13 protein-coding genes are annotated in these 11,854 nt (G+C 62.9%); 6 read left to right on the top strand and 7 right to left on the bottom strand.

Going from position 1 to position 11,854, the window contains the following annotated elements; genetic code table 11:
• Window positions 1-85 precede the first annotated feature (85 nt).
• Window positions 86-1,000, bottom strand: a complete 915-nt coding sequence (locus HV823_RS22890) for an extensin-like domain-containing protein (protein WP_176951992.1) — start codon at window positions 998-1,000, stop codon at window positions 86-88.
• A 24-nt stretch (window positions 1,001-1,024) separates the two neighbouring features.
• Here HV823_RS22890 and trpLE point away from each other — a divergent pair, with 24 nt between their 5' ends.
• The 4 genes from trpLE to queF all read left to right on the top strand — a co-directional run bounded on the left by trpLE (window position 1,025) and on the right by queF (window position 4,886).
• On the top strand, window positions 1,025-1,069 hold the full coding sequence (gene trpLE, locus HV823_RS26530) for a trpE operon leader peptide TrpLE (protein ID WP_210270910.1): 45 nt from the start codon (window positions 1,025-1,027) through the stop codon (window positions 1,067-1,069).
• A 110-nt stretch (window positions 1,070-1,179) separates the two neighbouring features.
• Window positions 1,180-3,369 carry an anthranilate synthase gene (locus tag HV823_RS22895; protein ID WP_176951993.1) on the top strand — a complete coding sequence of 730 codons (2,190 nt, stop codon included), beginning with the start codon at window positions 1,180-1,182 and terminating at the stop codon, window positions 3,367-3,369.
• Between the two features lie 138 nt (window positions 3,370-3,507).
• Window positions 3,508-4,425: a cation diffusion facilitator family transporter gene (locus HV823_RS22900; RefSeq protein ID WP_176951994.1), complete on the top strand. Its 918-nt coding sequence runs from the start codon at window positions 3,508-3,510 to the stop codon at window positions 4,423-4,425.
• Window positions 4,422-4,886: a preQ(1) synthase gene (queF, locus tag HV823_RS22905; RefSeq protein ID WP_176951995.1), complete on the top strand. Its 465-nt coding sequence runs from the start codon at window positions 4,422-4,424 to the stop codon at window positions 4,884-4,886. Before HV823_RS22900 ends, queF begins: the two co-directional genes overlap by 4 nt.
• A 191-nt stretch (window positions 4,887-5,077) precedes the next feature.
• On the opposite strand, the gene HV823_RS22910 is transcribed toward queF, so the two are convergent.
• Window positions 5,078-5,431, bottom strand: a complete 354-nt coding sequence (locus HV823_RS22910; protein ID WP_246301889.1) for an SPW repeat protein — start codon at window positions 5,429-5,431, stop codon at window positions 5,078-5,080.
• A gap of 217 nt (window positions 5,432-5,648) precedes the next feature.
• Window positions 5,649-6,227 carry a HupE/UreJ family protein gene (locus HV823_RS22915; RefSeq protein ID WP_176951996.1) on the bottom strand — a complete coding sequence of 193 codons (579 nt, stop codon included), beginning with the start codon at window positions 6,225-6,227 and terminating at the stop codon, window positions 5,649-5,651.
• 260 nt (window positions 6,228-6,487) lie between these two features.
• On the opposite strand from HV823_RS22915, the gene HV823_RS22920 reads away from it, so the two are divergent.
• A complete protein-coding gene (locus HV823_RS22920; RefSeq protein WP_097140838.1) occupies window positions 6,488-7,066 on the top strand; it encodes an ATP-dependent Clp protease proteolytic subunit in 579 nt (192 codons plus the stop codon).
• A 143-nt stretch (window positions 7,067-7,209) separates the two neighbouring features.
• Here the strand turns inward: HV823_RS22920 and HV823_RS22925 are convergent, their stop codons facing one another.
• Window positions 7,210-7,410 carry a hypothetical protein gene (locus tag HV823_RS22925; protein ID WP_176951997.1) on the bottom strand — a complete coding sequence of 67 codons (201 nt, stop codon included), beginning with the start codon at window positions 7,408-7,410 and terminating at the stop codon, window positions 7,210-7,212.
• A 415-nt stretch (window positions 7,411-7,825) separates the two neighbouring features.
• Between HV823_RS22925 and leuA the strand changes: the two genes are divergently transcribed.
• Window positions 7,826-9,535, top strand: coding sequence for a 2-isopropylmalate synthase (gene leuA, locus HV823_RS22930; protein WP_176951998.1), 1,710 nt, complete (start codon window positions 7,826-7,828; stop codon window positions 9,533-9,535).
• 103 nt (window positions 9,536-9,638) lie between these two features.
• Here leuA and HV823_RS22935 read toward each other — a convergent pair whose 3' ends face one another.
• From HV823_RS22935 to HV823_RS22945, 3 genes are all read right to left on the bottom strand, one after another.
• Window positions 9,639-10,448 (bottom strand): anti-sigma factor family protein, encoded by an 810-nt coding sequence (locus tag HV823_RS22935; RefSeq protein ID WP_343052011.1) that lies wholly within the window; start codon window positions 10,446-10,448, stop codon window positions 9,639-9,641.
• 33 nt (window positions 10,449-10,481) lie between these two features.
• A complete protein-coding gene (locus HV823_RS22940) occupies window positions 10,482-11,000 on the bottom strand; it encodes an RNA polymerase sigma factor (RefSeq protein WP_176952000.1) in 519 nt (172 codons plus the stop codon).
• A gap of 218 nt (window positions 11,001-11,218) precedes the next feature.
• Window positions 11,219-11,818, bottom strand: a complete 600-nt coding sequence (locus HV823_RS22945; RefSeq protein ID WP_176952001.1) for a tetratricopeptide repeat protein — start codon at window positions 11,816-11,818, stop codon at window positions 11,219-11,221.
• Window positions 11,819-11,854: the final 36 nt, after the last annotated feature.

Below are 11,854 nucleotides of genomic sequence, written 5' to 3' on the forward strand. Positions count from 1 at the left end.
TCTATGCAGGTTTGTCTCGCACCCAATATAGGCAGTTCCGCTGCGGAGTTGAGCCCGCTGTGGCGTCTTGCCGAAAGAAACGGACTTACCAGCAATAGCGATAGCCGTTTTTTCGCTTGATGACGTCGAGATGCAGATGGGTCTCGTGCGCCGCATCGCTGCCCGGATCGAGCACCGTCGTGAAATAAAGGCAGGCGGTCGCGACGGCTGCGCGCTGCAGGGCTCCCTCGACTGTCGAGTCCTTTTCGCGCGGGGCGATGTCGAGGCGGCTTCCGTCCGAGAAGATGAACGCGGCGATATCGACCGCATTGCCGAATGCGTGTTCGGAAACCTTGCCGTTGGACGCGTTGTTGCGGTTGCGGCAGACGTAGCCCGATGCCTGCTCAAGCCCGGTCAGCTTCTTGTCCGGCATCGCTGCCTTGACCGCCGGCACCATCGCCTCCTGTGACCACCGCTGCAATTGCAGCGCGGTCTCGCAGCGAAGCGTGGCCTTCGGCTCCAGCGCGATATCGGCGGAGAGGCGGGACAGTTCCACCGGCCGGGCAATGCCGCAGCCGTTCTGCGGATCGATCGGATCGATTTCCTTGACAACCGCGCCTGCCGATTTCAGTTCGCCGAGGCAGGCTGCCAAGGCGTCGTCGCTCTCTCTTTCCAGCGGCCGCGGCGGCTCTTTCGCCTCGGTCCTTTTCTTCTGCTCTTCTGTCGGTGCCGGCGGTCCCTGCATTTCCCGTGGTGCGGATTTTTCCGCAGTTTCGGCTTGCGGGCTCGCCGTCGCATCGGGTCGGGGGAGCGGCAGCGGGCCATTTTTCGGAAGCCCGGCACCGGTCAGGGATAAAAGGCTCAGGATCAGGATGGTCGTCTGGCGCGGATCGATGATGCGGCCCTCCGGTTTCGCACGAACGGTGAGATGAAAACGCGCGACGAAGGTTTCGGTTTCCAGAAAGCATAAAGAGCGGCTGGCAGGCCGCGGGAGCGCGGAAATCGCAGTTGCGTTCGCCATGGCTTCGCGCTAACAATTCGGCCGATGAAAAACGCACGCAACATTTCGATCTGGTGGTGGGCTCGCTGAAGCGGCCTCGACCAGTCACGCGTGATTGAAACGAACAGCCGCCCGGAAACCTCGAGGCGGCTTTTTCTTTTCGGGCCGCAGGTAGACCGGGCCGAACAGGAGAGCAGGGAATGGTGACGAAGCAACTGGAGGACGGCGCGGAGTCTTACGAGACGCGGGGCGGCATTACCGTTATCCGCCGGCGCCGGGACGCCGACTACGCCAACGCGATTTCCACCTATGTGGACAAGCTCGACGAGCACCGCGGCGCGGTCTTTTCCTCCAACTACGAATATCCCGGCCGCTACACCCGTTGGGATACCGCGATCGTGGACCCGCCGCTCGGCATCTCCTCCTTCGGCCGCAACGTCTGGATCGAGGCCTATAACGGCCGGGGCGAGGCGCTGCTCGAAATCATCAAGCCGCGCCTGCAAAGCGTCGCCGAGCTTTCGCTGGGGGCATCGACGCCGCGCCGGCTCGACCTGACGGTGAACGCGCCGGATCGCGTCTTCACCGAGGAGGAACGTTCGAAGATCCCGACCGTGTTCACGGTGCTGCGCGCGGTGACGGACCTGTTCCATTCCGCCGAGGACGCCAACCTCGGCTTTTACGGCGCTTTCGGCTACGATCTCGCCTTCCAGTTCGACGCGATCGACCTGAAGCTGGAGCGGCCGGACGACCAGCGCGACATGGTGCTGTTTCTGCCCGACGAAATCCTGGTGGTCGACCACTATGCCGCCAAGGCCTGGATCGACCGCTACGATTTTGAAAAGGGCGGGGTCACCACCGAGGGACGCGAGCAGGCGATCGCCTCCGAACCTTTCCGCACGTCGGATACCATTCCGCCGCATGGTGATCACCGGCCGGGCGAGTATGCCGAACTGGTCACCAAGGCGAAGGAGAGTTTCCGCCGCGGCGACCTGTTCGAGGTGGTGCCGGGACAGAAATTCTTCGAGCGCTGCGACAGCAAGCCGTCGGAGATCTCGCTCCGGCTGAAGGCGATCAACCCGTCGCCCTATTCCTTCTTCATCAACCTCGGCAATCAGGAATATCTCGTCGGCGCTTCGCCGGAGATGTTCGTGCGCGTGTCCGGCCGCCGTATCGAGACCTGCCCGATCTCGGGTACGATCAAGCGCGGCGACGACCCGATTGCCGACTCGGAGCAGATCCTCAAGCTCCTCAATTCCAAGAAGGACGAGTCCGAACTCACGATGTGCTCGGACGTCGATCGTAACGACAAGAGCCGCGTGTGCGAGCCCGGTTCGGTCAAGGTGATCGGCCGTCGTCAGATCGAGATGTATTCGCGGCTGATCCACACGGTGGACCACATCGAGGGCCGCCTGCGCGACGACATGGATGCCTTCGACGGCTTTCTCAGCCATGCCTGGGCGGTGACCGTCACCGGGGCGCCAAAACTCTGGGCGATGCGCTTCATCGAGGCGCACGAGAAGAGCCCGCGGCTGTGGTATGGTGGGGCCATTGGCATGGTCGGCTTCAACGGTGACATGAACACGGGCCTGACGCTGCGCACCATCCGCATCAAGGACGGGATTGCGGAGGTCAGGGCCGGCGCGACGCTGCTCAACGATTCCAACCCGCAGGAAGAAGAAGCCGAAACCGAACTGAAGGCATCCGCCATGATCGCAGCCATCCGTGACGCCAAGGCCGGAAACGCTTCAAAGACGCAACGTGACGTTGCTTCGGTCGGCGCCGGCGTCAACATCCTGCTCGTCGATCACGAGGACAGTTTCGTCCATACGCTGGCGAACTATTTCCGCCAGACCGGGGCGACGGTGACGACGGTGCGCACGCCGGTCGCCGAAGAGCTGTTCGACCGGCTGAAGCCCGACCTCGTCGTGCTTTCGCCCGGACCCGGCAGCCCGAAGGACTTCGACTGCAAGGCGACGATCAAGAAGGCGCGCGCACGCGACCTGCCGATCTTCGGCGTCTGCCTCGGCCTGCAGGCGTTGGCGGAAGCCTATGGCGGCGATCTTCGGCAGCTTGCAGTGCCGATGCACGGCAAGCCGTCGCGCATCCGCGTGCTGGAGCCCGGCATCGTCTTCTCGGGTCTTGGCAAGGAGGTGACGGTCGGCCGCTATCATTCGATCTTCGCCGATCCGGCGACGCTGCCGCGCGACTTCATCATCACGGCGGAGAGCGAGGACGGCACGATCATGGGCATCGAGCATGCCAAGGAGCCGGTGGCCGCGGTCCAGTTCCACCCCGAATCGATCATGACGCTCGGCGGCGACGCCGGCATGCGGATGATCGAGAACGTGGTGGCGCACCTGTCGCGAAAGGCGAAGACGAAGGCTGCATGAGCCGATTCCGGCTTTGACTTTTCGGCCGAACCGGCCGATAGAGATGCCGATCACAGCCGCCTGCGCGACCCCCGCGCGGGCGGTTTTGCGTTGAAGGGCGAAACTCTGCAATTCGTTCGCATCCGCACTGGAGGCCACATGGCAAGCAACGGCAATCCTACCGTCAATCGGCTGGCCCTGATCGGCATCCCGATGGCCATTTTCGTGCTGGGGCTGAAGATGCTGGCCTGGTGGGTGACCGGCTCGGTGGCGCTGCTCTCGGATGCCCTGGAATCGACGGTGAACGTCGTTGCCGCCGTCGTTGCATGGGGCGCGATCCGCTACGCTTCGCGGCCGGCCGATGCGACCCATCCCTTCGGCCATCACAAGGCGGAATACGTCTCTGCGGTCATCGAGGGCGTCCTCATCGTTGTCGCCGCGTTGCTGATCCTGCAGGAGGCGATACCGAAGCTGTGGGCGCCGACGGTGCTCGAGCAGCCGGTGCTCGGGCTTGCGATAAACTTCCTGGCCGGCGTCATCAACGTCGTCTGGGCGACGATCCTCATCCGCGCCGGGCGCCGGCATCGCTCGCCCGCGCTTACCGCCGACGGTCATCACATCATGGCGGACGTCGTCACCTCGGCGGGTGTTCTGGTGGGCCTCATTCTGGTCGTTCTCACCGGTTATGCGATCCTCGATCCGGTGATGGCGATCCTTGTGGCGATCCACATCGTCTTCCAGGGCTGGAAGATCATCATGAATTCCGTCAACGGACTGATGGACCATGCGATCGAGGCGGAGGAGGAAGCAGCCATCAAGCAAGCGATCGCCGTCAATGCGGACGGTTCGCTCGGCGTCCATGACCTAAAGACGCGCCGGGCCGGACAGGTGATCTTCGTCGAGTTCCATCTCGTGGTGCCGGCGAGGATGGCGGTCGGAGACGCGCACGACATCTGCGACCGGCTGGAAGCGGCGATCGAGGGTGTCCGTCAGGGCGCGCAGGTTGCCATTCATGTGGAGCCGGAAACGGAAAAGGCACATGGTATCAGGGTGAAAGTGGAAAAGGCCAAGGCATGAGCAAGACCGACGTTTCAAATCTCTCCCAACTCGGCCGCAATGTCGATCTGCCGTCGACACCGGAGGAGGCGGTCCTGGAAAAGGTGCCGAACGGCAACCAGGGCACGGACTATGTCGTGCGTTTCACCGCGCCGGAATTTACCTCGCTCTGCCCGATGACCGGGCAGCCCGACTTCGCTCATATCGTCATCGACTACATTCCCGATGCGTCGCTGGTGGAATCGAAGTCGCTGAAGCTGTTCCTGCACTCCTTCCGCAACCACGGCGCCTTCCACGAGGACTGCTCGATCTATATCGCCAAGCGTCTGGTGGAACTGCTTGCCCCGAAGTGGCTCAGGATCGGCGCCTACTGGTATCCGCGCGGCGGCATCCCGATCGACGTCTTCTGGCAGACGGGGACTGTGCCGGATGGCGTCTGGCTGCCGGATCAGGGCGTGCCGACCTATCGCGGGCGTGGTTGAATTCACGAAAGTCGGCCGAAGCGCGATGCGGTGGTGGACGCGCGACATTCAAGGCGGAAATCGGCCGGCAAAAGAAAGCGCCGCTCGTCGGTTTGCGGCGGGCGGCGCCGGCATGGGGCGTTCGGCGCATTCGGCCGGAACGCCTGCTCGGTTATTTCCCGACAGGCCGTTTCCGGCCTGACGGGGTGCCGTCAGGCGTGCGAATGCGGGTGGCGGAAGTCCCAGACTGCCCATGCCGACAGAGCGGCGGTGCAGAGTCCTAGGATGACATGCGTCCACATCGCGTTCGTATTGGCCATGAAGCCGAGCATCCAAGGCGAGGCGACCAGCCACAGGCCGATCACCATGTTTACCCATTCCTCCCATTCCGCAAAGGCGGAAAGCGTCATGATCGCGCAGGCGCCGAGGACGATGGCGGCGATCCAGGCGTTCCAGCTTGGCGTCAGGTCGGCGGCGAAACCGACGACCCAGGGAGAGATGAACAGGCAAAACGCCAAGATCAGAGTGACCAGATCCTGACCTCTCCGTCCAGACATCATGTTCATGCTGCAACCTCCGTTCGTGAGGCATTTTCACGCCGCACACGGTTGTGTGGCGTATTATTAGTGTACTCTAAAAAATACTTTATTTCAAAATGTTAAGTTCTGTCGTCGCGCTCTTGTGAAGCCGCCGTGCACCAAGGCCGTGTGTCGGAGAGAAGAGGCGCTGTGCGAGGCACGACGCTGCAGCGGTGGCTGCAGCGTCGATGCAAAGCCAGCGCGCTCAGCCGAAGGCGAGGGCAACGCCTGCAAGCGCGGTGGCGGCGCCAAGAATGCGCGTCACGATACGGCCGCCGGTGATCCGCCCGATGCCAAGGCCAAGTGCGATGCCGGCGACATGCAGCAGTGCGGTTGCGATCACGAATCCGGTTGCAAAGGGCAGGGCACCGGCGACACCGAGCTCGCCGCCATGGGCGTGACCGTGGAAGAGCGCGAAGACGGCGACGATCGCGGCCGAGACGGCCGGATCGAGGCGGACGGCCATCGCCACCAGCAGGCCCAGGGCCACGACCGAGGCGAGGATCACCGGCTCGACGAAGGGCAGCGAGACGCCCGCGACGGCAAGGCCGAAGCCGAGTGCCATCATCGCCACGAAAGCCGCCGGTACCGCCCCCATTGCCCTTCCGCCGATCTGCGCCGCCCACAGGCCGACGGCAACCATGACGAGGATGTGATCGAGGCCGAACAGCGGATGGGAGAAGCCGGCCATGAAGGAGCCGTGTTCCTGCGGGTTGAGGTGGGCGAAGGCCGGAGCGGCCGATGCGGCGGTCAAGCCGAGCGCGAGCAGAAGGCGTTTGAACATAATGTCCCCAGAGTAAATCCGGCCGTGGGAGACAGCCGGTTCGTTTCGTCAATACATCCGGTATCTTAGGGTCGCGAACGGCCGTGTCCATACGTAAAGATGCGCAAGTCCGGCCGCGTCCCTGTCGATCATTTACCCTTTTTCCCGGTGGTGTTTGCCGCCTCTATCGCCCGGCTTGCGTTTTGTTGCATTGTCTTGGCACGTGAGTCGCATTATCTGACTGCGGCAAGACCTATGAGACAACAGGCGGAGAGTTGCCGATGAGCGACGAAGAAGACAAGAAGACCGAGCTGCCGCTCGGCAAGGAAACCGAGGCGAACCTGTTCAAGTCGCGCTCGATCTTCATCTATGGCGGCATCAACCAGGAGCTGGCACAGAAGGTCAACTCGCAGCTCGTGGCGCTCGCCGCTGCCAGCGACGAGGACATCCGCATCTTCGTCAACTCTCCGGGCGGCCACGTCGAGTCCGGCGACAGCATCCACGACATGATCAAGTTCATCAAGCCGAAGGTGTGGATGATCGGCACCGGCTGGGTCGCCTCCGCCGGCGCGCTGATCTATGTCGCCGCTCCAAAGGAGCGCCGGATCTGCCTGCCGAACACGCGCTTTTTGCTGCACCAACCGTCCGGCGGCACGCGTGGCATGGCTTCGGACATCGAGATCCAGGCCCGCGAGATCATCAAGATGAACGAGCGCCTGAACAAGATCTTCGCAGACGCAACCGGCCAGCCGATCGAAAAGATCGCCAAGGATACGGACCGCGACTACTGGCTATCGGCCAAGGATGCGATCGAATACGGTCTCGTTTCGCGGATCGTCACGTCGCAGGCCGATATCTGAGCAGGCCTGCACTGCGCGTTACCAAGCGCCTTCCGTCGCCCTGACGGAGGGCGCTTTTCATTTTGTCGATGGCGATCTCACGCCGCGGTCTTCGCGATCAAGACATGCGCAAATCCGCGAGATCGCGATCGGCTTCCGGCTGATCACCAGCCGGCAGTCGCCGGCGTTACTTCCATGCCCATCTGCCGGGCATAGACGCATGAGTCGTAGTTGGTATTGGAGGGGCCTCCGAAGCGACGGAAGCAGTAGTTGGTCGCGTCGAGCGTCTTCTGGCTCGGCGGATTCGACTGACAGCCGACCGATAGTACGGCCATGATTGCGAGCATCGCGTAGCGGACCTTCATCGTTTCATTCCCTTGCGGCGGCTGCCGATCGGCGCCATCGGCAAAGACTATCCCCGGCCAGCGGTTTTCACAAATCATCTAGCCGCGACTTGCGCCCTTGCGGGTTCGCGGCTATAAGCCGGTCCATGTCCAAGAGCGAAAGCAACATCGTCGCACGCATATCGCGCAGCCGTCAGGCCGCCCGCGAACGCGCGCGCAGCTTCACCTCGCTCCTTCTTCTCGGCCTTACGCGCGGTTGCCGGGTCCTTTGAGGAGCGCCCGGCGGCCGAAAAGCCCGCCGGCACAAGTGCTCCTCGCATTACCCCTATCGTAAATTTCCCGGGCGCCCGACGAAGGGCCGCTTTCGCCGTCGCCAAGCGAGCTTCGATCCGCTATGAGGCTGCATGCGAGAGCCGGGACGAGAAGAGACAGGCACATGAGCACCACTATCGACACCCGTAAGAGCGGCATGAGCAACGCCGCCGTGAAGTATCAGCCCTATCCGCAGGTCAACATTCCCGACCGCACCTGGCCCGGCAAGACGATCGACCAGGCGCCGATCTGGTGTTCGGTGGACCTGCGCGACGGCAACCAGTCGCTCGTCAACCCGATGGGCCATGACCGCAAGGCCCGCATGTTCCAGCTCCTGCTGGACATGAACTTCAAGGAAATCGAGATCGGCTTCCCGTCCGCTTCGCAGACGGACTTCGACTTCGCCCGCTGGTGCGTCGAGCAGGGCAACGTTCCCGACGACGTCTCGTTGCAGGTGCTCGTCCAGTGCCGGCCGGAGCTGATCACCCGTACCTTCGAGGCTCTCGAGGGCGCGAAGCGGCCGATCATCCATTTCTACAACTCGACCAGCGAGTTGCAGCGCCGTGTCGTGTTCGCCAAGGACGTGGCCGGCATCAAGCAGATCGCCACCGACGCGGCCAAGATGATCACCGACATGGCGGCGAAGGCCGGCGGCGACTACCGCTTCGAATACTCGCCGGAGAGCTTCACGGGCACCGAGCTCGAGGTAGCGCTGGAGATCTGCAACGCGGTTACCGAGATCGTGCGGCCGACGGCGGAGAACAAGCTGATCATCAACCTGCCATCGACCGTCGAGATGGCGACGCCGAACGTCTATGCCGACCAGATCGAATGGATGTGCCGCAACCTCGACAACCGCGAAAACCTGATCGTCTCGCTGCACCCGCACAATGACCGCGGCACCGGGATCGCTGCGACCGAGCTCGGCCTGATGGCGGGCGCGGACCGCGTCGAAGGCACGCTGTTCGGCAACGGCGAGCGCACCGGCAATGTGGACGTCGTGACGCTGGCGCTCAACATGTACACGCAAGGCGTCGATCCGGGGCTCGACTGCACCGACATCGAGCGCATCAAGGCGGTCTACGAATATTCCAACGAGATGATCATCCCCGAGCGCCACCCTTATGTCGGCGAACTGGTCTATACCGCTTTTTCGGGCTCGCACCAGGATGCGATCAACAAGGGCATGAAGGCGATCAAGACCGCCAACAAGCCGCTGTGGGAGGTGCCCTACCTGCCGATCGATCCGCAGGATGTCGGGCGTACCTACGAGGCGATCATCCGCATCAACTCGCAGTCGGGCAAGGGCGGCATCGCCTACATCCTGCAGCAGGATCACGGCATCAACCTGCCGCGCAACCTGCAGGTCGAGTTCCGCGAGGACATCCAGCGCATTACCGACGAACAGGGCGTGGAACTGCCATCGCAGCGCATCTACGAGCGCTTCGTCGAACGCTATGTGAGCCAGCCGGATGCGCGGCTGCGCTTCGTCGACCACCACACCTATCCCGATACCGCGCACAAGGGCGTGCGAATCGTTGCGGCCGAGATCACCGATCGCAATGAGACGAAGCGGATCGAGGGGCAGGGCACCGGGCCTATCGACGGCTTCATCCATGCGCTTTCGATTTATACCGGCATCGAGATGTCCGTCGTCGACTATTCCGAACACTCCCTCCAGAAGGGCTCGAATGCGGCGGCGATCGCCTATGTCGAGATCGCCCATCCCGGTGGAAAGCTTTTCGGCGTCGGCATGAACACCAACATCGTCACCGCCTCGCTGGAAGCGATCGTCTCTGCGGCCAATCGCGTTCTGGAAGAAGCCGGCCGCTGACATAGCGAGACAAAGGCAATTCGACGCCGCTCCGCATTTCGGGGCGGCGTTTTCGCGTCCAAGTGGATCGTCGATAGCGTGAGGCGTCCGACGGAGCTGCGTGTCAGATCGTCTGGGCCACGGCCGTGGCGATGGATTCCAGCTGCGGATCGGACGAGGGGCCGATGACGACGAAGGCGCCTGCGCCGCGTTGCCAGGAGACCAGGCCGAGGTCGTCGCGGATGCTGTCGGTCAGCTCCGTCATTTCCGGCACGGGCTCGCTTTTCTGGAAACAGACGGCGAAGATGTCGCCGTCCTGGTCGCGGTATATTAGCTGTGCCGTCGGCATGCTGCCGGCGACGAGAAGGCGCGCACCCTCGAAGGTCAGGCCCTTCGCGCTGAGGTCCGGTATCGAGAAGTCGACGCCGACCGCGGTCGTCAGCCATTGGGTGATGTGCTGGCTCTCGGAAGCCGGCACCTCGACGAGGTGGCGGGACTGGCGGGCATAGATCCGGTGGTAGTCGGCGATGTCGTCAAGCCAGTTTCGCGCGACGGCGATGTGGACCGGCGGGGGAACCGGGTTCTGCCATGCGGCGGAGAGATAGCCGGCGCCGACGCCGGCAGCGAGCAGGGCGAGTCCGGCTCCTGCAACTTTCCATAGTCTTTTCTTCGGCGGTGCCTCCTTGGAAGGCGGCGACAGGGGAGAGCGCATGCGGTTCTGGCCGGTCTCGGCCGAGGCCTGCTTGATGCTGCGGACGAGGTCGAGCGGGACGGGGTCGTGCAGCATGTCCTCGAAGGCCTTGCGGCCGAGGTCGCTGCCGAGCTTCAGCCGGTTGAACAGCGTGCGCGCCTTTTCGTCGCGCGCCAGCATGACGTCGATTTCCCGGATTTCGCTGTGGCTCAGTTGTCCGTCCAGATAGGCCGACAAGCGCACTTCCAACGGGAGACCCTGCGTGCTTTCCAAAGCTCAGGTCCTTCTCTCTGTCTGTTCGGATATCATCGCGGCCAGTCGTATACGGGCGGTCGACAGCCTGCTCATGACGGTTCCGATCGGTATTCCGAGAATGTCGGCGGCCTCGCGGTAGCTGTGCCCTTCCACGTTGACGAGCAGGAACACGCTGGAGAGGCCCTCCGGCATGGTCATGATCAACTTGTGCAGTTGCTTGGCGTAGACGGCCTTGTCTGCCGATGCTTCGATGTGGAGATCGTCCTGTTCGGAGAAATCGACGGTCCCCGAACCCGTGCGGACCTTGCGCTTTCGGACCTCGTCCACCCAGAGGTTGCGCGTCATGGCATAAATCCAACTCTCCAGCCGTCCCTCTCCGTTCCAGAGGTGGCTGCGGGTGATCGCACGTTCACAGGCTTCCTGGACGAGATCGTCTGCATCGCTGGCGTTTCTGGTCAAGGTCATCGCAAAACGGCGCAGCTTCGGCAGAAGTCCAACCAGGTCACGCCGGAATTCGTCTGTTTCTGCCGTCTGACGCATTGCTTCCCCAAGGGAACGTTCGAGATCGGATCGGTATTCGCACTGTGCGGGGCTCGACGCACAGGTATGAAACATTTGCCCGCTGCTGCGCAAGCATCAGACCGGAGAATGGAAGCTCCGTGCCTTTCCTGCCCCTCGTTCCTGCCAGTCTGGAAGCATGATAGCAAAAGGGCCGGCGCTTGCACGCCGGCCCGAACGACTTTTTTCGACGCTTGCGGTCAATAACGGCTGCGTTCGCCGCCAAGGGATTGCAGAAGGGCGCGATAGGCCCAGGTCCCTTCGCCGCCGCGGTCCCTGATCTCCACCAGCTGGACGCGGGCGCCTTCGATGTCGCCCTGCTGGATCAAGGCCTGTCCCATGTAGGAGCGGGCGAGGATGTAGTTCTCGTCGGCCTGCAGTGCCTGGTGGTAGTAGGACATCGCCGTGTCCATGTCGCCGAGCTTGCGATAGGTGAAGCCGTAATAGTTGAGGATGCGCGGGTCGCGCTGGTTCTCCGCCGCCTTCAGCGTTTCAAGAGCGTGCTGGTATCGGCCCGCATAGGCAAATTCGCGGGCGGCCTCATACAGAATGTCATCCGGCTTCAGCTCGCTCTTCTTCTGCGAGCCTTTCTTTTTCTGCTCGGATTTGATCTGTTCCGGCGTCAGGCACATCTTGCGCGTCGCGCTCCAGATCTTGCCGTTCGTGCAGGTGGTTGTCGTCTGGGTGGGCGTAGGCGGCGAGCCGGAGCCGCTGTCTGCGGCGGACGCCTGGCCGATCGGCGTGAACGCCAAAAGCAGGGCTGCCGCAAGGGTCGTACGGGTTACGGACTTGGCGGGCATGAGCGTTCCTTCCACGAGAAATTGCCGATCGGAAGA

It is taken from the genome of Mycoplana rhizolycopersici, assembly GCF_013378445.1.
GTDB classification, from domain to species: Bacteria; Pseudomonadota; Alphaproteobacteria; order Rhizobiales; family Rhizobiaceae; genus Mycoplana; species Mycoplana rhizolycopersici.